Here is a 23,549-nt window from a genome sequence, read left to right as displayed (position 1 = left end):
ATTTTCCCCGCTTTGCCCCCATAGTCTAACGGACAGTCATGGTTGACTGCGCGCCGTCCTCGTAGCGAGCAACAATGCCAGCGAAGAGTTTCACACCAACGCCCAGGCAACGCTCGTCCACGATTAGGTCATCTCGGTGCAAATCGTGCTTGTCTCCGCGACCGGACCAGCAGCCCAAACGGGCCATCGCACCCGGGACGTGCTCGAGATACCAACCGAAATCCTCGCCGCCGGACGACTGTGGGGCCTGAATGACAGCATTCTCGTCCACTCGTCGCACTGCTTCCGCAATCAGGGCGGTGCAGTATTCGTCGTTAAGCACAGGCGGCACGCCACGCTCGTAATTGATGGTGCACTCGGCGCCGGTCGGAGCGAGGACTTGTTCAATGAGTTCGCGGACCAGTGGATCGATGTCGCGCCAGGTCTTGATGTCCGCGGTGCGCAGGGTGCCGCTGACGCTGCCTTCCGACGGAATCGCGTTGTGCGCATACCCGGAGTGAACGGAGCCGAACGTGAGCACGGTGCCGGTGCGCGGGTCGACGCGTCGCGAGAGCAAGCCGGGCAAATCGACAATCAATTTGCCCAGTGCATAGACAACATCGGCTGTCATCTGCGGACGGGAGGTATGCCCGCCCGGGCCATGCACCTGAATCTCCAGCGTGTCGGCCGCAGAGGTGATGGCACCTGTTCGAACGCCGACGTGACCGACGCGCAGCTTCGGCTCACAGTGGACGGCAAAAATACGCTCAACGCCATTAAGCGCACCGGCAGCGATAACCTCGGGTGCACCGCCAACCATGACTTCCTCAGCAGGTTGGAAAATGAAACGCAGCGGCGTCGGCAATGTGTGCTTCTCGTGGTACTCAGCCATAGCCAGAGCCGTCGCGAGCGTAATCGTGGTGTGAAAATCATGCCCGCAGGCGTGCATGACGCCATCGTTGGTGCTGGCAAACTCCAGCCCCGTGGTTTCTGTAATTGGAAGCGCGTCTATATCACCGCGGAAAGCGAGACGCCCCGGGAGTTCACCTCCGGCTTCGCTACCGGCGAGTTCATCTTCACCGATGTCGACCATCAGGCCGGTGTTGGGAAACGGCACTGGTTTCAGCCCTGCAGCACGCAGCTTCTCCTCCACAAAAGCCGTGGTGGCGTGCTCCATGTGAGATAGCTCTGGGTGCGCATGAAGATGCCGCCGCCACTCGAGAATCTCGTTCGCGTGCTCGGCCCACCAGTGCTTAATAAACTCCTCAATCACAACTCTCCAGTGTAAGCGCTCCACCGACAGACCGTAACAAGAGGCCTACCGACGACTGCGCCAGCGACAGCAGTGGCCGGCAAGCGCTTGAATGTCGGCGCCAGACGTACGCATGACCAGGAGTCACTTCTTTAACTTTGACCTCTTCAATTATCAGATGTTTCACATTTTGAGGAAGTCTGCGATGATAATAGGCATGTCCGGCAATGGCACACCTAAGTCTCTCAGCATCCCCATCATCATCGTGGCCACCGCACTCGTGGTCGTCATCGGCATCGCCATCGGCCTGTCGCTGAACAATAGTGATGAGCCCCAGCGTCCGGAGGTCCCCTCCTCCTCGCAGCCGACGTCGCCCAGTTCGACACCGCCGTCCTCGACGAGTTCGACTTCTACGAGCAAGACGACCACCACGACCACAACTACGTCGAAGTCCTCCGAGACGTCGTCAAGCACGCCGAGCACTTCGACATCGTCCTCGTCGTCGACGCCGAGCACCACGTCTTCGCCATCCACGACGACGAGCTCAGAGCCGACATCAGCTCCGGAGGGGCAGGACTTCGGCACTGGCCGCTCCGACCTAGACGGCCTGGGCTTCGTGGGCAGCTCCGCACGCTGCGACAACGGTGACCGCGCCTTTGCTGTTATCGCCGCTGAACAGGGAATTAAGGCTGCTGCTTGTGAGACGCGCTCCGGCGAGAAGTACTACCGCTCGGATACACCACAGGGTTCCGGATCGATGGACATCATCGTCGATGAGGGCGACCGCGTTGTTGCACAAAACGGCTCGTACAAGTACCAGATGTCCCCCGACGGAGTTCTTGTGACCAAGGACAACGAGGTCGTCAAGAAGTACGCGGCAGAAGCCTGGGGAACTGCCTAAGAGATCAATTTAAAGATCAATGTTGCGGGGACCGTAGAGGCGGTCGCCCGCATCTCCCAGACCCGGCACGATGTAGGCATCCTCGTTGAGATCCGGGTCCACCACAGTGGTGACAAGACGCACCGGGAAACCGGATTCCTTCAAGGCGTCGACACCCTGCTGTGCAGAAATGATGCACACGGCCGTGATGTTGTCCGCTCCGCGATCCACCAACAGCTTCAGGGCATGCAGCAGTGAACCGCCGGTTGCCAGCATTGGGTCGACCAGGAAGACAGTGCGACCGGACAGATCCTCCGGCAGCGCCTCGAGGTACGGCACCGGCTCATGGGTTTCCTCATTACGAGCCAAGCCAATAAAGCCCACCTGCGCATCCGGAATCATCGACAGCGACGGATCAATCATGCCAAGACCCGCACGAATGACGGGAACAATAATCGGCGGATCCTGCAGACGGTAACCCGGCGCGGTAGTGATTGGGGTCTGAACATCGAAGTTATCGACGGGCAGCTCCCGGCTTGCCTCGTAAATCAGCATTGCGCCCAGATCGGCGAGTGCCGCACGGAAGCCCGCGTTATCAGTGCGCGCGTCGCGCAGAATGGTCAAACGTGACTGTGCCAAGGGATGGTTGACAACGGTAATCTCCATGCCTTCCAAAATACATTGCTTTGCTTTTGCCGCTCTGGTGCCGGCAAAAGCAAATTTCTGAAAACGCGTTCCCCAAAAAATATGGAACCGAATCGGCCTTTTTCGCGCCTAACAATACGAGGGCTATTTACTGCGCCCTATTTGCGCAAGCCCGCCTACTACCAAACCACTTGCCACTCAGTCGCCGTCCGAACCCCGCTAGCCGTTCTGCCACGGCACTGAGTGTTGAACCACACGCGAATTTCCTAGAGAGGCCGTCAACATTGTCCCGTCCATCACCACACAGTTCCCACAGCCAATCTTTTCTCTCTCCGACCACTAGCGGGAATGACTCAGTCTTTACGCTGGTGCCAGAGCTTATTTCTGCCGATGCCACGCGCCTTGACGCGTTGTCGCAGCAGGTCAGCGGCGCTGACTTGGGCATCAGCGCACTGCTCTCGCTTGGCGACGTCCCGTTTGCCGGCCCCTTCTGCCACGCTGCAGCCACTGCTCTACAGCGCCAACATGAGCATGTGGCTGAGCTGAATGAGTACGGCACCAGCGCTGCTCGTGCACTGAACGCTCTTGTCTCTGCGGTGTCCACTGCTGAAGATGCCGGTGCTCATGCGCTGCAGTCGATCTCGCCGAAAATGGGAACCGTTGCAGCTCGCGGGATTGGTGATGCGTGATGCTTCCCACCAATCTACTTACGGAGGTCCCCAGCGCGATTGCACAACAGTTAAGTCCTGCCATCGCACCCGCACTGGCAGGACTTGCTGGGGCCGCAATCCCCGCCGCGAGTACTGCCTGGCGCTCAGTGGCAGATTCCGTTGACCGCAACTGGGGCGATGGTGCTGGTTCCGGAGCAGGGGCCGCGGGAACAAGCCTCAAACGGGCTGCAAATGCGGCAGCCGACTTGGAAACTCGCGCCGGAACCATTGACAGTGACATTGCCAAGGGCCTGGCCGCAGTAATGTCAGCGGCCACTGATTTGGCCCGAATCGCCATGGATTTTGTCAGTTCTGCCATGGGCTCGTTGACTGCGACTGCTGCGGGGCCCGCTGGTCTCGCCGCGACCGGTGCCAGCCTAGCCTCAGCGGCCAGTTCCGCGATTTCACAGGCAATTGCACGGCTCATGAAACTCGAGCAAGAACTACGACCTCTGGTGCAGTCGCTGATACAGCAAGCAAGTACAGCGGTGGACACCCCTACCCCACCTCACCCGGCACAGTTGGAGGCCCCAGGTACCACTCAAGCCGCCCTCGCTTCTACGTCTACGAACACCCCAGGATCGGCTAGCGCTACCGACGCTGCAGATGGTTCGGAGGCGTCGTCCGATTCGGGCAGCGCGCCGGTACCTGCGGATGCTGGAGCTGGCGCGCCCACACCAGAGGCCCAAGCTGCGGTGAAGGCTGCACTCAGTGCCGTCGGAACGCCCTATGGTTGGGGCGGAAATACTCCGGGGCAGGCGCTCGATTGCTCAGGCTTGACGCACTGGGCCTACGGGCAAGCTGGTGTTGATATTCCCCGCACGGCAGAAGCACAGGCCGTCGGCAGACAGGTGAGCCAGGATGAACTGCTGCCTGGCGATCTTGCAGTGTGGGACGGCCATGTCGCCATGGTTATCGGTGACGGAAAGATGGTCGAAGCGGGCGATCCGGTGCAGGTAAACCCCGTGCGTACGACCAACATCGGCATGCCGTTTAAGGGGTTCTACCGTCCAACCGGATAGTGCGGTGGGTATCTGCGTCGTAAAACTTCTAAGATAGGAATACGCAAACTTGCCACCCGTGGGGGCGCTGCAGGTATGACAATTTTTGAGTTTTAATAATCACCGACAAGCAGAAGGGCTGCGACGAAAACTATGGCCAGGAAAGGCATCGTTCCTATCGAACTCGAGCTGACCTCGGGCACCTTTTACACGTTGTGGGCTCCAAGCTGGCGTGAGGGTGGCTCCGAGTGGCAGGCTCTGCTCGGCCGCGGTGATGACATCTATTTGTTCTCATCGGCGGCAAAGCTCCTGGCTTTCCTACAGTCGGATGCTCCTCACGACTTCACGCAGCACCCCAGCTGGCGCAACTTCAACCAGCAGCTACCGGGAGCTGCCATCGCGGCGCCACGCCACCGCTATGACCTGATTGGGCTGCCAGAGATTCTGGCCGGCCGGGCCGACTACGACCATGTTTCGCGCGCAGATCGCATTCTTGCCATCACTCGCTCGATTGGTGCAATCGCGGATCTCACTCCGATCAACCAGATGTTCGCCTCTCACTCTGTCCTGGCTGCCACACAAAATGGTGCTGATCACTTCCAGGGCAGTGGCGCCGCTCAGTGGTCGGCTATCGGCAATGTCATCTTGACCAACTGGGACAATTGCATTGACGCTATCGACGCCATCGGCGCAAATACTCCGAGCATCGATGAAGAGTCTGAAACCGCTGCTGCAGCCGCATTAAAGGAAGCGGAGGCCGCGGAGCGTGAGCGTCGTGAAGCAGCGGAGAAGAAGCGCGAAGAGGAAAAGAAGTCCGCAGAGGAGACCGCCGGCGATCCGTACGACCAGACGGTGTGGGCCAACGCTGGCATCGACCCGATCAAGATCTCCATCGCTGGCCGAACGCTCTACACCTTGCGTTGTTACATGGGGCGTCGCCCGCTATTCCTGGGCAGCGCCGGTGAGATTCACACGTTCTCACAGCCCCGCACGATGGTGCGTTGGCTGCTGGAGCACAAGCATCACGACATGTCGGCGCTGACGACGTGGGATGAAATCATCACCGCGGCCAACGCAGGTGAGCTAGAGGCCGTGGTGCACGAGGACAATGAGTACTCGTTTACCGGCCTGGCCGAGGACATTGAAAAGGGCCCGAACGCCGTGGACACCGCCCAGCTCGCCCGCGCGTACGAGCTACTCGCAGACGCCGCTGACTGGGCTGGAGATGATGCCGTGAACGAAGTACTGGCGGGCAACCAGCAGCTGCAGTGGCTGCTGAACTTCCTGCTGGACACCGGAGAAATGTCCGAGCCAGTTCCGCCTTACGACGATGAGGCCGAGGGCTGGAGGCAGCTGGAGAAGGACTTGGCCGCTCGGTTCACGACCAAGATCTAGCTCCTCCCAGCAAAGCTGGCCGGCGCTGGCTAGTCCAGCGTCAGGTTCAGCTCATCTTCGGCACCGAAACCCGCACCGTTGACATCAGTTTCGATGTCCTCGTCGCTGTTGTCGATAAGCTGCAGGTAAGCGGGGTAAATAATGGTGTCCATGATGTGCTCGCGGGTCGGCAGATCCACGAATGCATTGTTTAGCGCATTCGAGGTCAGTTCGAACAGCTCGCTGTAGCCGTAACCGAAGTTCTCCACCAACTCCATGCACTCCCGGGTCATGGAAGTCGCGCCAATCAGACGGTTATCCGTGTTGACCGTGCAGGCGAAACTCATATCGTCGAGAAGCGAGAACGGGTGATCCGCAACGCTGTCACAAACACCAGTCTGAACGTTGGAGGTCGGGCAGATTTCCAGCGGAATCTGGCGGTCACGAATAGCGGAGGCAACCTCCTGGCATTCGATGCCCTCGAGGGAAGCACCGAAGTCCTCGTAGATGCGTACGCCGTGACCCAGGCGGCGAGCACCTTGCACGACAGCATCCTGCAACGAATCGACACCGGCGTCTTCACCTGCGTGAATGGTGACCGGAATGAGGTTTTCCCGCAGCATGGTGAATGCTTCGGCATGGTTAGCCGGTGGGAAGCCGTTTTCCGGTCCAGCGATGTCAAAACCGACAACGTACCCGTCGGAGTTCTTCCCGTAGTTGTCGATGACCAGCTGTGCGACTTCCTTGGAATTGTCATTCTGGCGCATCGCACAGACCAGCAGACGTGCGGTGATGTGCTTTCCCTCAGCGGCGGCATGGGCTTCACCCTGCGCCAGGCCTTCGACCAGTGCGTCGATGACAGCCTGCATATCCAGGCCCTTTTCCAAATGGTTTTCCGGAGCCAGGCGCAGCTCAGCGTAGACGACGTTGTCGGCGGCCAGATCCTCGACGGCCTCACGCGCAACGCGCGTCAGCGACTCAGCGGTCTGCATGACGGCGCAGGTGTGCGCGAAGGCGGTCAGGTAGCTCGGCAACGAGCCAGAGTTGCCGGTGTCAATGAACCACTTCTCCAGTTCATCCACGTCGGTGGTGGGCAACTGATCGGTGTAACCGCAGTCCGCGGCCAGGTCGATAACGGTCTGCGGGCGCAGGCCGCCATCGAGGTGATCGTGAAGCAGTACCTTGGGCAGGCTGGCGACAACCTTGCGCATCTCATCGAGATTCGATGCCGAAGACTGTGTGTCCAGAGACTGAGCATCACTGTGCAAAGAATTAGTCATAATGGCCAGACTATCGGTACTGTGCCCTCCGCTTCTACTTCACTGCCGGTGAATCGTAATTCTGCTTTGTACAAAGGCTTCCGCTCCCCCGTTTTCCCCCATCCACACACGACGAATACGTCATTTCGGGTGACGTTTTACTACCCTTATTTCATCATGTTTCCCTCTCGCCGCTTCTCATCTGCCGTTACGCTGCTAGCTACCAGCGCTCTGCTTCTGCCGAGCACCGCCCCCGCAGCCATGGCGCAGAGCACCTCGCTTACCGACGACGCCCCGATTGTCGGTCCCGCACCTGATATCCGTGACACGGAGGGCTGCCCCTACAAGACCCTTCCACCAGCACCAGTGGATTCCTCTGAGGTTCCGGCTCCCGGCGAAACATCTCCCGCTCCACTTCCGGTTCCTCAAAAGCCGGCTGGAGGTAGCAAGATGTCCGCCTGCGGCATTGTCAGCGGTGAGGGGTTTGACGTTCCGAAGGACCTCTCCGCCTCTGCATGGACGGTGTTCGATTTGAAATCCGGAGATGTCCTTGCGGCGAAGGACCCTCACGGCCGCTACCGTCCGGCATCAATTATTAAGGTGCTGCTGGCGATGGAGGCAATCGAGAATTTGAAGCTCGACACCCCAGTCAAGGCGACCTTCGAGGACGCGAACATGGAGGGCTCTCGTGTCGGCATCGTCGAGGACGTGAACTACTCGGTAGAAACGCTCCTGACTGGTCTGTTGCTTAACTCCGGCAACGACACCGGCCACGCCTTGGCCCGCGAACTTGGTGGCATGGATAAGACCACAGAGAAGGTCAATGCCCTGGCAAAGAAGTTGGGGGCGACGGATACGCGAGTGGTCAACCCGACTGGTCTCGATGCTCCGGGGCAGATGACGTCGGCATACGACATGTCACTGTTCTTCCAGCACGCATTCAACAATGAGACCTATCGCAAGCTCTCGGCCACCCGCCTGGCCACCATCCCCGGAGACAAGGCTCTCGAGGTCGATGACTTCGAAATCGCCAACGACAATCAGCTGATTGCCCAGGACTACCCCGGCGCCCTTGGAGGCAAGACCGGTTTTACCGACGATGCCCGTCACACCTTCGCTGGGGTGGCTGAGCGCGATGGCCGTCGTCTCGGCGTCATCGTTCTCGACGTCACGGTTGAGGATTCGCCGCGCCCCTGGGAGCAGGCGGCATCGCTTCTCGACGCCGGCTTCGCGGCCCCGCAGGACAGCTCTGTCGGTGTCCTCGAAGCGGAAGCGACTGAGGACAAGTTGGTAGAAAAATTGCCCGATATCCTGGACAGCGAGTCAACAGGAACCGGGCTAAAAATTACTGTCAGCGCTGCCATCGTAGGTGTCATCGCATTGATTGCGATGGTCACCTACCGCTTCGGCAGACGCGATCGCGACTAATTATTTCGAACCGAGCAGGCGGTTCAATCCGGACGGGTTGGCCGCTTCCGCACGGACGTTAATGACAGCAGGAGCAGGTGCATCCAGCTCCTCGTCGGCAAGCGCTTCTTCGGTCGTCGCGGTCCAGGCGGTGGCGTACATAGTGATGCGCCAGATGAGGTAGAAGACGACCATCAAACCGATGACCGGACCGAAAACTGCACCGGCCGGGTTCGACAGGGCGTTGGAGAAGAAAACGCTACCGAGCTGCTTGACAACCTCAAGGCCAATCGCACCGATAATCGCGCCCTTTGCCGCAGAGCGGAACGGGGCACCCCCGCGCGGCAGGAAAGCGAGCATCCAGAAGAACAGCAGCCAGTTGGCAACGAGACCAATGGCAATGGCAATCAATCCCGCGATGATTGTGATTCCCGGGACATGGGCCAGACCAATCTTGTCCAGCAGGGACTGGGTCAGTCCGGAAGAGCCGGCTGCGGTGACAGCGAAGGTCAGCAGGATCATAACCAGCATGCCCAGCAGACGCAGCAGGTCGCGAACCTTTCCCATCACGAAGTTGCTAGCGCCCAGCGGGCGCTTCCACAGCTGTGTCACTGCGTTGGAGAGGTTGCCCATCCAACCAAGACCCGACCACAGGGTGGCAATGAAACCGACGGTGAAGACGCCACCTGCCTGATCGATCGCGCCTTCGATAATTGCGTTGATGGTGTCGCCCATCGACCCATCGATGGAGTCGGTGATAGCGGACTGGATTTGCTCAAGCAGCTGCTCATTGCCACGCAACACAAGCGCGAGGATGGCAAATGCCGTCATGATTAGGGGGAAAATCGACAGCACGGAGAAGTACGTGACAGCGGCGGCAAAAAAGTTGCCACCCTGCTCGGAGTAGCGCTCCTGCATCCGCATAACGTGATCGAACCACGCCCACTTTTCGCGGAGGCGGTCGATTGCGCTCGGTTCATCGGCGTGTACACGCTCGATGCCATAGCGGTCCGTTCTCTTCGGATCTTTTTGAGTAGAGGTTGCCATGTCCCCTACCTTAACGTGCCAGCTTTCGGTACGGAGACTGAAGCGCAGAGTCTACAGCTGAATTACCGGTTGGCGGCCTTCAGGAACCCGACGCGCTCGTACACATCTGCAAGTGTCTTGGCGGCAACTTCACGGGCGCGGTCTGCGCCTTCGGCTAGGATCCGTTCCAGCTCACCGCGATCAGCCATGAGCTCCTCATAGCGTGCACGCAGTGGCGTGGTGAATGCCTCCAGCGCATCTGCGGTATCGGCCTTCAGCTGGCCGTAGCCAGCGCCTTCGTAGCCGGCAACGAGCTCGTCGACAGGCTTGTCGGTCAACGCCGACTGAATGACCAGCAGGTTGGAAACGCCCGGCTTGTTCTCACGGTCGAAGCGGATCTCTCCGTCATTGTCGGTAACGGCCGAGCGAATGCGCTTGGCGGAGACCTTCGGGTCGTCCAAGAGGTTAATAATGCCCTTCGGATTTGCACCCGACTTGCTCATCTTCGAGGTCGGATCCTGCAAGTCGTAAATTTTCGCGGAGCCTTCCATGATGTGTGGATCCGGCACCACGAAGGTCTTCTTGTAGCGGGAGTTGAAACGCTGCGCCAGGTTACGCGTCAGTTCGAGGTGCTGGCGCTGATCCTCCCCCACCGGCACCAGCTGCGGGCGGTAGAGCAAGATGTCGGCAGCCATCAGCATGGGGTACGCGAACAAACCAGCGGAGGTATGTTCCGCGCCCTGACGAGAGGACTTGTCCTTGAACTGCGTCATACGGCTGGCTTCACCAAAGCCAGTCAAGCAGGTCAACACCCATCCGAGCTCCGCGTGCTCGGGCACATGCGACTGCACGAAGAGCACCGACTTCTCCGGATCAATACCGAGTGCAATCAGCTGTGCGGCACCTGCGATAGTGCGCTGACGCAGCTCCTTCGGATTCTGCTCGACAGTGATGGCGTGCAGGTCTGGAATGAAGTAGTAAGCGTCGAAGTCATCCTGCAGATTAATCCAGTTCTTCAATGCACCCAGGTAGTTGCCCAGGTGGTAGGAATCTGCGGTCGGCTGAATGCCGGACAGAACGCGCTGCTTACGAGCACTCGGTGCAGGATTAGTTGCCTCAGGACCCTTGCTTTCACTCATAGCCAATAAGTCTAGCGCGAGGCCCGCAGTTGAGAGTCGACGACGTACCCGTTTCGACAACACCACGGGCTTTTGCAGGAAACCGACTGCCAAAAGCTAGCCCCGACGCCCCTCGTCCCCCTGCTCCACAAGCATTCGATCGGATAGCAATTTGACGGTGCGCGCCGCAGCGGCTGGCGATTCCTCGGGGTACAGTGCGCGCACCAACGTGATCGCTGGGCGAATGCCGTGTTCAGAGAGAACACGGCGAACACGCTCACGCTCCCCCTGGGTCAACTCGAGCGGGGCTACGGGTGGCCTGCGGGTGTAGGACACGACCATCACGGCTCCCAGCAGAACAATGAGTCCTAGGGAAATCCACAGTGGCCACGCGTAGGCAAAAGACAGCACGATAAACGCAACAATGACACCGGAAGTCACGACCACTGGGACATTGACAGCAGTGCCAGGGTCGTTCTGCAGACTCCGTGCGATGGCTTCCAAATCGGCCATCTGGTGCCGCTTGTTATCGCTCTCGCCGTTTTTCACTGGGGATGTCCTCTCCTTTCCTGGTCCGCACCGAGCTCGCTTCAAGTCCCGCGCAGATTCGCGCTTGGGTTTTACAGCGGCTGAAGTCCCATCAGTCCTTCTTCAAATCTTAGGCGCTCGCGTCCCAAGTGCCGAACTAACCCACAGGTATTATTGGACTAATTCAATTCTCTTATCCGTCAGGAGTCCCATGCTCGCTGCCATTGTGGTTGCCGTCTTCATCCTGCTGGTCCCAGGCGCAGTTCTCGGTTGGGCCAGTGGGCTACGTCCCACGCTCGCGTTGGCATCTGCCGGCCCATTAATGCTGGGTGTGACCGGTTTTTCCGCATGGTTGTCTCACGCGCTCGGGCTGGATTACACCTGGCTCTTCGTGGCCGGCATGTGGACATGGTTCTGTGCTATTGGCTATCTGGTGCGCAGATTCGTCCCCCGAGCAACGCCCGAAGACGGCTTCGATTCCGGCGTTGTCACCGCGATGATTGTCGTCGGAGTTACGGTAGTCGGCTCGATGCGCGCCATGCTCGTGCTTAACGACGTCCCCGGCGGCCCCGGCGCTATCCGCGAAGCCTGGGACATGCTCTGGCATACCAACTTCCTCCGGTTCATTGACGAACATGCAATAGCCTCGCCCACCGCGGCCGGTGACCTGATGAATCAGGAGACCGGGGCCGAAATGTTCTACCCCACCGGCTGGCATGCCATGGCGGGGCTGCTGCCCGGCTCGGTCTTCCTCGATTCCAACGTGTTTGCGTTCTTGGCCCCGGCGCTGCTTCTTCCCGCAGCAACTGCGGTGCTAGCCCGCACCGCAGTTGGTCCGAAGTGGGCGGCCTATGCCGGTCCTGCAGCTGCCGTCGCCACGCTGATGCTTCCGGAGATTTGGGTGGCTCTTTGGCGCACCTCCTCCATGCCGTATCTGCTCGCGGTGGCTGCTTTGCCGATTGCTGCGGCTTTGACCATGCGGGGCTATATTGTCCCCGCTACGCTTGCCCTGGTCGGCACGTTTATCACCCACCCGGCCGGCGCAATTGCTGCCGTGCTCTTTGTCGGCTTGTGGTTGATCACCCAACCGAGCGTCAGTGGCCTAGTTCGCACGCTAATTATCGGCGCGCTCGCCCTGGCGATGACTCTCCCGGCAGCTTTGTCCGCGAGTGGGCAAGGCGAATCCGTTGCGGGCTTTACCGGCCAAATTGAGATTTCCCGCTCCGAATCACTGTGGCGAACTCTGGTCGGGTTTTCCCGCTATGCTGACGAGCCCATCTTTTCCCGGACTGTTCTGGTTCTTGTGCTCATCGGCCTGGTGGTGGCGCTTGTCTCTCGCCTGCCAGACAGCCCATGGGCGCCGTGGCCGGCACTGGTTTTCGGGCTGCTCTTTGTGGTGTCCGATAGTGCGCAGTCCCGTTGGTCTGAGCCGTTCGGCACCTATCTGAAGTTTATTGGCACTTTCTTCTACGACATGCCGTACCGCATGCAGGCGGTTATGGGAATTCTGCGCGCAGTGCTGGTCGGCTACGCAGTCGCGGCTGCCGTTGTCGGGATTGTGGCTGCGGCGCAGTGGATCGTCGCAAAGCGAAATCAGCCGGTCAAATCGTGGAATCCTGCGCTGGCGATGGGGCTCGTAGCGGCACTGGCGATTGTGCCGGCAACCTGGGTGAGTGGGCCTGCTCAGCGCGATGCAATTCGCCAGAGTTTCGGAAGCACGTTTGTGACCGCTGCGGACATGGAAGCTATTGATTGGCTGTCCGCACAGCCGCATGCGTTTGAAGGGCATATTCTCAATGACCGTCGTGACGGTTCTGCGTGGATGTATGCCATCGCCGGACTGCCGACCCTGTTCCGCCATTTCTCCTTCTCCGACAAAACTGCCGAGGCGAGCAACAAGCTGCCGATAAACGTTGACCTGCTGGGCTCACATCCAGAGTTCGATGCCATGGCGAAGAAATTGGGAGTGCACTACATCATTAGTTCCCCGCCGGGTGTGAACACGGATGGCACGGAGGCGCTGTCGATGCGTTCCTGGGCATGGCACGCGCCGGGGCTCACGCCTGTGTATCACAACAGCTCGGTGATGATTTTCGCGGTCAACAAGATGTTTTCACAGGAAGAGTTGCACGCTGTTGTCAACAGTTCCCCACACCGCCCGGCGCGCCCCAATCCGCTGTGGATGCCTCCGCGCCAGCCAATCGTCCCCTCCCCCGACGAGGCTGTCGATCCGCTCGCCGGCGCGCGCATCACCGTCGACTCTCGCCGCGAGGCCATCGAGGCTATCAACGCCGACCTGCCTCGCGCGCTGCGTTTGAGTGGGGATACTTCCGCTCACATCGACAGCATCGTGCAACGCGCCAGCGACAAGCTCCGTCAGCGCGGCGCAATCGTTGGCGCGCATTCGCTTGCCGACGACACGGCGAGCGCAGCCACCGTAATCGTCGGTCGCTCATCAGAGGGCCAAACTCTTTCTGGGGATAACATCGGCGATCGTGGCTTTTCGGTATCCGCTGTGGTGAAGTCTCTCGAACCTGAGGACGATGCTCCTGCCGATTGGCAGTTGGCGGCGGGTGTGCGCGACGGAATGGTGTACCGAGGTTTCAATCCGCACAGCAGTTACAGCACAAACGGGGTGCCAACCGAGTTTCGCACCGGCCTGGCGCCGGCAGTGGCGGTGAACCAGAGTTCGCGGCCACATGCGCCGACAATTGCGCTATCGCTGGGAGCGGTGGGCGCTGAAAAACTCACCCGCGATTTGGCCGACCCCGCTATGCAGGACAAATGGGCCGACGCCATCGTTGACGGCATCGCCTCGATGTTGCGGCAGAACCGGCATCTCGTAACTGCTCCCGAGCCTGAGATAATCCCAGAGTTCGCTGACGTCGGAGCACACTAGTCCGCTCGGGGTTAGGCGTATGCCGGGTTTAGGCGTACTCCACGATCACCGGCGCGTGGTCCGTCCAGCGAAGGTCGTAGGCGGCAGGCTTATCCACTACCGAGCTGACAGCACGCTTGAGCATTGGTTCGGTTACCGCCTGGTAGTCGATGCGCCAGCCGGCATCGGTATCGAACGCCTTACCGCGGTAGGTCCACCAGGACCAGGGGCCGTCGGCCTCTGGGTGCAGACGGCGAGTGACATCAAACCACACCGGATCTGCATTGAGCTCCGGGGCCTCCCACACAGAACCATCGGAGAAGGCACCGGATTCCAGCTCCTTTTCGCTGGCCTGAACCTGCGAATCCTGGGGAACCTCATCGGGCCAGCAGCCGAAGACCGAGTCCATCCAGGCACGCTCCTGCGGTAGGAAACCGCTCTTGCGGCGGTTGGTCTTCCAGTTCTTCAAATCCTGTTCGCGGTGGCAGATGTTCCAATCGCCGCCGATGACTGCGTGGTGACCATCGCGCCCCTTGGCCCCCAGTTCCGCCAGGTAATCGGAGAAGGCATCGAGGAAGCGATACTTCTCATCCTGCTTCTCGCTCAGGGCAGCACCAGAGGGCAGGTAGAGGCTGGCAATCTGGACATCCACATCCAGGCCGGTGTCCGCTGCCGGGGCAACACCACTGATAAACCGACCGGATTCTTCGAACTCCTCGGAGCCGATGCCCACCTGGACGTCGTTAAGCGGAAAGCGCGAGAGAATGCCCACGCCGGCGCGCCCCTTGGCACCCAGGTTTTCAGCGCCGACCCAATGCCATCCGGCATCGAAAGCGGGCGCGAGGGCCTTGCGTGCCTGGTCGTCGGTGGCGCGGACTTCCTGCAGCAAAACGACATCGGAACTGGTGTGCTTCAGCCACTCCAGCAATCCCAGATTGGTTTCGCTGCGCTCCTTGACGGCGGCGCGGATGCCGTTGACATTGATTGTCGCGATTGTAAGGCTCATGCCCTCATACGTTACCTATGCGTGCACTACGCCTTGAAGACCCCTAGCGCAGTTCGATGCGCTCAGCCTTCTTCGCCTGTGAGCGGCGGTAAAGAACAATGGTCGGCAGAGCGATGAAGATAGCCAACATCGCCAACGTCGCGCCGCCCAAAGCCGGTGCGCGGTAGCCATAACCGGAAGCGATGACCCAACCACCGAGCGCCGCCCCGAATGCGTTGGCCATGTTCAATGCGGCCTGGTTGAGTGCTGCCGCCAGCGTCTGTGCGCGACCGGCGACATCCATCAGACGGGTCTGCAGATTAGGCACCAATACCGATCCCAGCAGACCGATAAGGAGGAAGTTGATCGTGCCCAGCACAGCATTCTGTGAGGTGAAGTAAAAGGCGCTGAGCATGATTACCATCAGCACCAGCGCAACCATGATGCCCCACTCCCCGATGCGGTCGGAAAGCCAGCCGCCGATGTAAGTACCGACAACCATGCCGATGCCGTAGGCCATCAGCACAATCCAGATGTGGTTTTCGCTCATGCCCGCTTCGCGAGTCATAGTCCAGGTGATGTAGGTGTAAACCGCGAACATGCCGCCGAAACCAACGGTGCCGATTGCGACGGTCAGCAGCACCTGCGGTGTCACCAGAGCCGAGAGCTCATCCATCGGACGTGTCTTCGGCATGCGGTTCATATGCGGCACGGCGAACCACAGCGAAACAAATGCAATCAGCCCGATGACCGCGACAAACGCGAAGGCGCTGCGCCAACCGTAGATCTGTCCCAGCACCTGCGCGGCCGGCACACCAATCACAGTCGCCACCGACAACCCCACGCCCGACAGAGCCACCATCTTGCCGCGCTGTCCCGGCTTAGCCAGGGAGGCCGCCACCAGCGCCGCTACCGAGAAATACGCGCCGTGCGGCAGACCGGCGATGAAGCGCGAGACCATGACCGCTTCGAAAGAGCCCAGTGTGCCTGCCCAAACCGTGGCACCATTGCCGATGGTAAATGCCGCCATCAGCAGCAGGAGCATGCGCCTGCGCGGAATCGAGCCGGTCAGCACGGTAATTAGGGGTGCGCCCACGACAACACCGAGTGCGTACATCGAAATCATGCGCCCTGCGGCATCCTCATCACGTCCGAAGGCATCAGCGATGTAAGGCAGCAGGCCCATGGCCACAAACTCGGTAACGCCGATGCCGAATGCACCGACCGACAGAGCCACAATCACCAAGATTCGGCGTAGATCAGAGATGTCGTCCTGCACCGGAACAGGACGGCGATGCGAGCTAAACGCTCCCGCACGACGCGCACGCGGTTTGTGGTCGTCGTTGTGGATTGTTACTTCGCTTGACGACGTCATTGCGACCGTCTCCTTTTCTCTTCTTACGCCAGTTGGTGGACTCTCAGTTCCCCTCGACTTTCGACCCAAGACGGGCTCCCAAAACCGTGAGGGGAGCCGCAAGGGAAAAATGAGACTCTACTCCGCAACACAAAAATTTCGCTATTTAATCCGCCTGTTCCCCGGGTATTTGTGCGCGGAATAACATCTACGGCCATTAGTGGAAGTCGCTCACTCAAGTTCTTCTAAACCATTTTGCAATCGGCATTGTTTGCCGAGGACTACCATTCCCTCCGAGCGCCACGGACTTCCTACCCATCGAGCGCTCCGGGTCTTCGATGCTTCCGTACTAGCTACCGGGTAAATTGTTTTAAAAGATATTTCGAACTGCAATACCGATAGGATCTTGATCCACTATGGGCGACCGCTATAACCTCTACGAGTCTCTGAAGCTGGATAGCGCAGCCAGCACCGAAGAACTCCATGCAAATCTTTCTAATCAGCTCTCCGAACTGCGAGATGCTGGCGTCTCGGAGTACTCCGGCGAGTTCCAGGAGAAGCTCACTGCGCTGCAGGTGCTTGGCGATGAGGGACGTCGTCGCGAATACGACGCTTTGCTGTCCGATGAGAACGCCACCATCACCATCGCGACGCTGCGCGAGCTGGCAAATCGCCCGGTACCCACTGCGCAGGAATCCTCGTTCCAGACGCAAACCCAGCAAGCACAGTGGTCCGCCCCGACTCAAACCAGTCCTGCGACAGTAACCACCACGGTGACCACGGATGTACCACCGCTGCCTGCAAACGCCACACTGCAGAACATGTGGCAGCGCATGCCACTCATCCCCCGAATCACTACCGGCTTGGTCGGTTTTTCAACTCTGATTGGCATCATCGCAGTTCTGTACGCAATCACGCTCGGCATCCAGGGCGCCAACGATCTCGGCAGCCTAGAGTCATCGTTGGGTGATTCTTGGGATGACATCGGCTACATTATGGGCGCTGCAGCCGCCCTCGTTCTTGTTCCACTCCTGTTACTGCTGGGAATGATGCTTGTCACCTTGACCGCATACTGGATTCACTCCATCCTCCGCGGTGAAGACTCGACGGCACCAATCTTTTTCTGCGTCACCGTGGCACCACTGGCGTTGGCTATGACCATCATCCCCCTCCTGTTCTTGAGCTCCTGGGTGGATGTAATCCTCTTCCTCGCAGGTGCCATGCTGCTCGCGGCTTGCGTTCTTATGTTCCTCAAGGACATGCGCGCATGGTTCCGCGGCCAGAAACTGGTCAGGACTACCCAGTCGGCGCCGGGGCAGGGCTATGCTCCGCAGTACCCCCAGTCTCAGAACACTCAGGGCTACCAGTTCGGCCAGAACAATCCTCCGAACAATACACAGAACTAACTAGGCTGCCCTGAACAACCGCGCCGGCGTGCACGACACCCCAGCGCGGTTTTTCGTATTTGAAGGGTTTGAGCGCGGGGGCCGTCGTAAAGCGAAAAATGGAATGAAAAGCGGCGAATAAGCGACAAATAATTGCGCATTTCGTGACTTACCTCACATAATTGCGTTATTCATATCACTATCACTGTTTTTGCGCTATGCCCCGACACAACCCAAGATTCAAAACTGGGTTATCGTGGAACAAAACAGATAGGAGACATGAATTATGGCGACAATTATTTGGACCCGTACTGACGAAGCCCCTCTGCTGGCGAGCTACTCGCTGAAGCCAATCGTGGAGGCATTTGCAAGCCAGGCTGGTGTCAATGTTGAAACCCGCGACATCTCCCTCGCAGGCCGCATTCTGGCTCAGTTCCCGGAGCGTCTTTCGGACGAACAGAAGGTAGAGGATGCGCTGGCAGCCCTGGGCAAGCTGGTCAAGGAGCCGGACGCCAACATCATCAAGCTGCCGAATATCTCTGCATCCGTCCCGCAGATTAAGCGCGCTGTCGCAGAGCTGCAGGAAAAGGGCTATGACATTCCGAAGTACAAGTCGCAGCCGGAAGGCGAGGAAGAGACCGCCGACCGCGCCAAGTTCGACAAGGTCAAGGGCTCTGCCGTTAACCCGGTACTGCGTGAGGGCAACTCCGACCGCCGCGCTCCGGAGCCGGTGAAGAACTACGCCCGCAAGCACCCGCACCGCATGGGCGCTTGGTCCGCAGACTCCAAGACCAACGTCGCCACCATGGCCTCCAACGACTTCCGCCACAACGAGAAGTCCGTTGTCATGCCGGCCGACGACAAGCTGACCTACCAGCTCGAGGCTAACGACGGCCAGATCATCACCCTGAAGAAGGACATGCCGGTCCTCAAGGGCGAGATTATTGACGGCACGGGCATGAACGTCCACATCCTGGACAACTTCCTGCGCGCTCAGATCCGTCGCGCACAGCGCGAGAACATCCTGTTCTCCGTCCACTTGAAGGCCACCATGATGAAGGTCTCCGACCCGCTAATCTTCGGCGAGGTTGTCAAGGCCTTCCTGCCATCTGTTTTCCCGAAGTTCGAGTCCAAGCTGGCTGCCGCCAACCTGACTCCGGACAACGGCCTGGGCGCCATGCTCGATGGTCTACACAAGCTTGACGACGCTACTGCGGCGGCCGTCAAGTCCGCTATCGAGAAGGACCTGAAGGAAGGTCCGGCCCTTTACATGGTCAACTCCGATAAGGGCATCACCAACCTCCACGTTCCGTCTGACGTCATCGTTGACGCTTCCATGCCGGCCCTGATCCGCAACGGCGGCAAGGGCTGGGGTCCGGATGGTGAGGAGCGCGACACCCTCGCAGTCATCCCGGACTCTTCCTACGCAGGCGTCTACCAGGCTGTTATCGAGGACTGCCGCGCCAATGGCGCTTTCGACCCGGCCACCATGGGCTCTGTCCCGAACGTCGGCCTGATGGCTCAGAAGGCTGAGGAGTACGGCTCCCACGACAAGACTTTCCAGATTCCGGTTGACGGTGTCCTGCAGGTCATCAACGCCGCTGGCGAGGTTCTGATTGAGCACCACGTCGCCGAGGGTGACATCTGGCGCTCCTGCCAGACCAAGGATGCTCCGATTCGCGACTGGGTGAAGCTGGCCGTTAACCGCGCTCGTATCACTGGCGACCCTGCAGTGTTCTGGCTGGACCCGCAGCGTGCGCACGACAACAACCTGATCAGCAAGGTCAACGAGTACCTGGCAGACCACGACACCGAGGGTCTGGATATCCGCATCATGGATCCGGTGTCCGCTACCAAGTTCTCCCTCGAGCGCATCCGCCGCGGCGAGAACACCATTTCCGTAACCGGTAACGTTCTGCGTGACTACCTCACCGACCTGTTCCCGATCATGGAGCTGGGCACCTCCGCCAAGATGCTGTCGGTCGTGCCGCTGATGGCCGGGGGCGGCCTGTTCGAGACCGGCGCAGGCGGTTCCGCACCGAAGCACGTCCAGCAGGTTCAGGAAGAAAACCACCTGCGCTGGGACTCCCTGGGTGAGTTCCTGGCACTGGCCGAGTCCCTGCGCTACGCCGCTGAGCATGACGACGACCCACGTCCACGCGTCCTGGCTGAGGCCCTGGATAAGGCAACCGCTACCCTGCTCGACGAGGGCAAGTCGCCGTCCCGCAAGGCTGGCGAAATCGACAACCGCGGCTCCCACTTCTACCTGGCTCTCTACTGGGCACAGGAGCTGGCCAAGCAGGACGAGAACTCCGAGCTGAAGGAAGTTTTCGCACCGGTCGCTAAGGCTCTCACGGAGAAGGAAGAGTCCATCGCCAAGACCCTGATTGATGCTCAGGGTTCCCCAGCTGATCTGGGTGGCTACTTCCTGCCGGACGATGAGAAGACCTCCGCAGTTATGCGTCCGTCCGCTGAGTTCAACGAGATCATCGACGGTCTGAAGAAGTAGGACTAGCTGCTTGCTCCTGGCTGGTCTGGCTGACCTAGGCTGACCGCCGGTTTCGGGCGATAGCCCCTCGCTCATGTTGCATTTGATACACATGGCGCGAGGGGCTTTTCTATGCCCTGACTTCCTTAACGGCCTTGACAGCTTCCGGCTTGGCTCGCCCGACACTCGGCACCGCAGCGCCCGATCCCCCCCACAACTGGCCACGCCCCAGAGCCAATCAAGCCAATCCGTACTAAGCGGGCTATAGAACTCTCGACACAGATACACACACTCTCTTACCTTGGGTTTTTCCAAAACTTTGCAATAGACAGCTTGGTTCACTATTGTTTGTAAGCAACGTTTTGAACAATCTCAAAAACCGCAAGGAAGTATCTGAAATGACCACCAAGTACGACAACAGCAACGCCGCCAACTGGGGCCTGTCCACTCGCGCTATTCACGCCGGTTTCGCTCCGGACGCACAGACCTCCGCGCGCAACCTGCCGATTTACAACACCTCCTCCTACGTCTTCGATTCCGCTGAGCACGCTGCCAACCGCTTCAACCTTTCGGATGCAGGCCCGATTTACTCCCGCCTGACCAACCCGACTGTGGATGCCGTCGAGCAGCGCATCGCCAGCCTCGAAGGCGGCGTCGCTGCCGTACTGTTCTCCTCCGGCCAGGCAGCTGAGACCGCTGCTGTCCTCACCCTGGCTCGTGCAGGCGACCACTTCGTCGTTTCGCCACGCCTTTACGGCGGTACTGAGACCCTGTTCAAGGTCACCCTGCCGCGCCTTGGCATCGACTGCACTTTCGTCGAGAACCCGGATGACCCGGAGTCCTGGCAGGCAGCAGTTCAGGACAACACCGTCGGTTTCTACGGTGAGTCCATCGCCAACCCGCAGATCGACGTCCTCGATATCCCTGCCATCGCCGAGGTTGCACACCGCAACAACGTTCCGCTGATCGTCGACAACACGGTTCCGACCCCGGCCCTGCTGCGCCCACTCGAGCACGGTGCTGACGTCGTGGTTTCCTCCACCACCAAGTTCCTCACCGGTAACGGCTCCTCCCTCGGCGGTGTCATCGTCGACGGCGGCAAGTTCGACTGGACTCAGACCCGCAACGGCCGCTCCATCTTCCCGAACTTCACCGAGGCCGACGAGGCTTACCACGGCCTGAAGTTCGCTGACCTGGGCGCCCCGGCCTTCGCTCTGCGCGCTCGCGCTGGCATTCTCCGCGACACCGGTGCTGCCCCGGCTCCGTTCAATGCGTGGGTTCTGGCTCAGGGCCTCGACACCCTGGCTCTGCGCATCGAGCGCCACAATGAAAATGCCAAGGCAGTCGCTGAGTTCCTCGAGAACCACCCGCTGGTCGCCAAGGTCAACTACGCTGGCCTGCCGAGCTCCCCGTGGTACGAGACCCTGAACAAGCTGGGCCTTTCCGGTGCCAGCGGCGTACTCTCCTTCGACCTGAAGGATGCCGACACCGCCAAGGCTTGGAAGTTCATTGACGCTCTGAAGCTGCACTCCAACGTCGCCAACATCGGTGATGTCCGCTCGCTGGTTGTCCACCCGGCCACCACCACTCACTCCCAGTCCGATGAGGAGGGTCTGACCCGCGCCGGCATTTCCCAGGCCACTGTGCGTCTCTCCGTCGGTATCGAGAACATCGATGACATCATCGCCGATCTCGAGAGCGGCTTCGCAGCACTCGCGTAGACCGTTTGTACACGGACACAGAACGGACTAAGTAGTCTATAAGGCATGAGCTTTTCCCCATCTACCCCGGCCGCCCTCCCACCCGAGGGCGAGCCGGGGCGTGTCTTTATCGGCGATGTCACAACCGAGGCTGGCGCGGTCATCCCCGACGTCACTGTCGAGTTCGAACGCTGGGGTCGGCTTAACGACGACTGCTCGAATGTCATCCTTCTCGAGCACGCTCTAACCGGCGACGCACACGCTTCCGGCCCCTCGGATGAGTACCACCCGACTGCGGGTTGGTGGAACGGGATGATTGGCTCTGCCCGCGCACTGGATACCGATGAGTACTGCATTATCTGCACCAACGTCATCGGTGGCTGTCGCGGTACAACCGGCCCCTCCAGCCCACATCCGGACGACGGCAAACCCTGGGGCTCTCGCTTTCCCGCAATCTCCGTGCGCGACACGGTGACGGTGGAGCACCTGGCGCTGCAAGAACTGGGAATTTCCCGCCTCCAAGCTGTCATTGGCGGCTCGTTGGGTGGGGCCCGCGCGCTTGAGTGGTCACTGATGCACCCTGATTTCGTCGGCAAGGCATTGGTGATGTGTGTCGGCGCACGTGCGTCTGCTTGGCAGATTGGTATTCAGTCTGCGCAGATTCAATTCATTGAGTCCGATCCCGATTGGCATGGCGGCGACTACTACGACCGCGGTGTGACTCCGGCCCGAGGTTTGGGGTTTGCACGCAGGGTCGCGCATTTGACGTACCGTGGCGAGCTGGAGATGGATGATCGCTTTGGCGCGGCAGCGCAGCCCGATGAGGATCCGCTGGGCGCGATGCGCACGGAAGATCGCTTCCAGGTAGAAAGCTACTTGGATCACCAAGCGGAGAAGCTTGCCCAGCGTTTCGATGCAGGCTCGTATGTTGTGCTCACCGATACCTTGAATCGGCACAATATTGGCCGTGATCGCGGTGGCCTCAATGAAGCGCTGCACTCGTCAACCGTGCCGACCATGGTTGCCGGTGTGGACACGGACATTCTCTACCCCTTCCACCAGCAGGAGCACCTCGCCCGCAATCTGGGCAACTGTTTGGGGCTGGAAAAGATTGAATCCGCCGTGGGTCACGACGGATTCTTGACGGAGTTCGAGCGAGTGGATTCGATTGTGCGTAGTTTCCTCGCTCGCGATGTCAGTTAATGTCAGCTAGCTTCCCAGCGCATCCACGCTGACTGCGAGGAATACGATTCCCATCCCGATTATGGAGCAAAACCATAGGTCAAAGGCCCGGGATCGTACGGAGAACACACCTAAAATGCTGTCCGGCAGGTACTGCCTAGCCACGCCGAGCAGCATCATTGTGCTTCCCAGCATGAATGTGGCGCGTCGCCACCGCTCCAGCCCCAGGAACACAACGAAGGCGGACATGCCGAAAAAGAGCGCGCCGTAAATCGTATACTGCACCCACATTGGCCACGATGCCCCCGGCGGCGGGGTCTTTGGGCTGTGCGGGTTCAGCATTGGATCCGGCAGATCTTCCCGCCGGGCACGCTGCGCAATTTCCCTTTTCGACACGA

At 59.7% G+C, this 23,549-nt stretch carries 19 protein-coding genes; 10 read left to right on the top strand and 9 right to left on the bottom strand.

All coding sequences use genetic code 11. The features are described 5' to 3' along the window. Positions 1 to 25: 25 nt before the first annotated feature. The gene (locus tag HMPREF2857_RS04520) at positions 26 to 1,252 is read right to left on the bottom strand and encodes a M20 family metallopeptidase (RefSeq protein ID WP_069359431.1); all 1,227 of its coding nucleotides are present in this window, start codon (positions 1,250 to 1,252) and stop codon (positions 26 to 28) included. Between the two features lie 196 nt (positions 1,253 to 1,448). On the opposite strand from HMPREF2857_RS04520, the gene HMPREF2857_RS11095 reads away from it, so the two are divergent. Beyond that, a complete protein-coding gene (locus tag HMPREF2857_RS11095; protein ID WP_141744775.1) occupies positions 1,449 to 2,132 on the top strand; it encodes a hypothetical protein in 684 nt (227 codons plus the stop codon). A 9-nt stretch (positions 2,133 to 2,141) separates the two neighbouring features. Here HMPREF2857_RS11095 and upp read toward each other — a convergent pair whose 3' ends face one another. Continuing rightward, positions 2,142 to 2,777 carry a uracil phosphoribosyltransferase gene (upp, locus tag HMPREF2857_RS04505; RefSeq protein ID WP_016422152.1) on the bottom strand — a complete coding sequence of 212 codons (636 nt, stop codon included), beginning with the start codon at positions 2,775 to 2,777 and terminating at the stop codon, positions 2,142 to 2,144. Positions 2,778 to 3,124: 347 nt separating this feature from the next. Between upp and HMPREF2857_RS04500 the strand changes: the two genes are divergently transcribed. The 3 genes from HMPREF2857_RS04500 (at position 3,125) to HMPREF2857_RS04490 (ending at position 5,862) form a co-directional block, all read left to right on the top strand. Continuing rightward, entirely contained in the window at positions 3,125 to 3,445 is a 321-nt protein-coding gene (locus tag HMPREF2857_RS04500; protein ID WP_069359429.1) for a hypothetical protein, read from the top strand. Positions 3,446 to 3,573: 128 nt separating this feature from the next. Continuing rightward, complete coding sequence (locus tag HMPREF2857_RS04495; RefSeq protein ID WP_246819609.1) at positions 3,574 to 4,488, top strand: C40 family peptidase; 915 nt, start codon at positions 3,574 to 3,576, stop codon at positions 4,486 to 4,488. Positions 4,489 to 4,620: 132 nt separating this feature from the next. Continuing rightward, a complete protein-coding gene (locus HMPREF2857_RS04490; protein WP_016422149.1) occupies positions 4,621 to 5,862 on the top strand; it encodes a hypothetical protein in 1,242 nt (413 codons plus the stop codon). 29 nt (positions 5,863 to 5,891) lie between these two features. On the opposite strand, the gene HMPREF2857_RS04485 is transcribed toward HMPREF2857_RS04490, so the two are convergent. Next, positions 5,892 to 7,121 (bottom strand): adenosine deaminase, encoded by a 1,230-nt coding sequence (locus HMPREF2857_RS04485; RefSeq protein WP_016422148.1) that lies wholly within the window; start codon positions 7,119 to 7,121, stop codon positions 5,892 to 5,894. A gap of 156 nt (positions 7,122 to 7,277) precedes the next feature. Between HMPREF2857_RS04485 and HMPREF2857_RS04480 the strand changes: the two genes are divergently transcribed. Then, positions 7,278 to 8,528: a D-alanyl-D-alanine carboxypeptidase family protein gene (locus HMPREF2857_RS04480; protein WP_187405175.1), complete on the top strand. Its 1,251-nt coding sequence runs from the start codon at positions 7,278 to 7,280 to the stop codon at positions 8,526 to 8,528. Here HMPREF2857_RS04480 and HMPREF2857_RS04475 read toward each other — a convergent pair whose 3' ends face one another. The 3 genes from HMPREF2857_RS04475 to HMPREF2857_RS04465 all read right to left on the bottom strand — a co-directional run bounded on the left by HMPREF2857_RS04475 (position 8,529) and on the right by HMPREF2857_RS04465 (position 11,200). Further along, positions 8,529 to 9,554, bottom strand: coding sequence for a YhjD/YihY/BrkB family envelope integrity protein (locus HMPREF2857_RS04475; RefSeq protein WP_049190314.1), 1,026 nt, complete (start codon positions 9,552 to 9,554; stop codon positions 8,529 to 8,531). Positions 9,555 to 9,616: 62 nt separating this feature from the next. Continuing rightward, a complete protein-coding gene (gene trpS / locus HMPREF2857_RS04470) occupies positions 9,617 to 10,672 on the bottom strand; it encodes a tryptophan--tRNA ligase (RefSeq protein ID WP_049171954.1) in 1,056 nt (351 codons plus the stop codon). Positions 10,673 to 10,768: 96 nt separating this feature from the next. Then, a complete protein-coding gene (locus HMPREF2857_RS04465) occupies positions 10,769 to 11,200 on the bottom strand; it encodes a hypothetical protein (RefSeq protein WP_016422144.1) in 432 nt (143 codons plus the stop codon). A gap of 190 nt (positions 11,201 to 11,390) precedes the next feature. On the opposite strand from HMPREF2857_RS04465, the gene HMPREF2857_RS04460 reads away from it, so the two are divergent. Continuing rightward, positions 11,391 to 14,078 (top strand): DUF6541 family protein, encoded by a 2,688-nt coding sequence (locus HMPREF2857_RS04460; RefSeq protein WP_070642908.1) that lies wholly within the window; start codon positions 11,391 to 11,393, stop codon positions 14,076 to 14,078. Positions 14,079 to 14,106: 28 nt separating this feature from the next. Here the strand turns inward: HMPREF2857_RS04460 and HMPREF2857_RS04455 are convergent, their stop codons facing one another. Further along, a complete protein-coding gene (locus HMPREF2857_RS04455; protein WP_070642907.1) occupies positions 14,107 to 15,063 on the bottom strand; it encodes an exodeoxyribonuclease III in 957 nt (318 codons plus the stop codon). 43 nt (positions 15,064 to 15,106) lie between these two features. Then, positions 15,107 to 16,417 carry an MFS transporter gene (locus tag HMPREF2857_RS04450; protein ID WP_070642905.1) on the bottom strand — a complete coding sequence of 437 codons (1,311 nt, stop codon included), beginning with the start codon at positions 16,415 to 16,417 and terminating at the stop codon, positions 15,107 to 15,109. A gap of 395 nt (positions 16,418 to 16,812) precedes the next feature. Here HMPREF2857_RS04450 and HMPREF2857_RS04445 point away from each other — a divergent pair, with 395 nt between their 5' ends. The 4 genes from HMPREF2857_RS04445 (at position 16,813) to HMPREF2857_RS04430 (ending at position 23,172) form a co-directional block, all read left to right on the top strand. Continuing rightward, complete coding sequence (locus HMPREF2857_RS04445; protein ID WP_070642903.1) at positions 16,813 to 17,802, top strand: molecular chaperone DnaJ; 990 nt, start codon at positions 16,813 to 16,815, stop codon at positions 17,800 to 17,802. 265 nt (positions 17,803 to 18,067) lie between these two features. Continuing rightward, entirely contained in the window at positions 18,068 to 20,290 is a 2,223-nt protein-coding gene (locus HMPREF2857_RS04440; protein ID WP_070642901.1) for an NADP-dependent isocitrate dehydrogenase, read from the top strand. A gap of 377 nt (positions 20,291 to 20,667) precedes the next feature. Continuing rightward, positions 20,668 to 21,990 carry an O-acetylhomoserine/O-acetylserine sulfhydrylase gene (locus HMPREF2857_RS04435; RefSeq protein ID WP_016422138.1) on the top strand — a complete coding sequence of 441 codons (1,323 nt, stop codon included), beginning with the start codon at positions 20,668 to 20,670 and terminating at the stop codon, positions 21,988 to 21,990. 45 nt (positions 21,991 to 22,035) lie between these two features. Further along, positions 22,036 to 23,172 (top strand): homoserine O-acetyltransferase MetX, encoded by a 1,137-nt coding sequence (locus HMPREF2857_RS04430; RefSeq protein WP_070642899.1) that lies wholly within the window; start codon positions 22,036 to 22,038, stop codon positions 23,170 to 23,172. Positions 23,173 to 23,178: 6 nt separating this feature from the next. Here HMPREF2857_RS04430 and HMPREF2857_RS04425 read toward each other — a convergent pair whose 3' ends face one another. Further along, entirely contained in the window at positions 23,179 to 23,547 is a 369-nt protein-coding gene (locus HMPREF2857_RS04425) for a DUF3017 domain-containing protein (protein WP_005510063.1), read from the bottom strand. Between the last annotated feature and the right edge of the window lie 2 nt (positions 23,548 to 23,549).

The sequence above is a fragment of the Corynebacterium sp. HMSC076C10 genome (assembly GCF_001812455.1).
Taxonomy (GTDB): Bacteria; Actinomycetota; Actinomycetes; order Mycobacteriales; family Mycobacteriaceae; genus Corynebacterium; species Corynebacterium jeikeium_D.
This window is presented reverse-complemented; position numbering and strand designations above follow the sequence as displayed.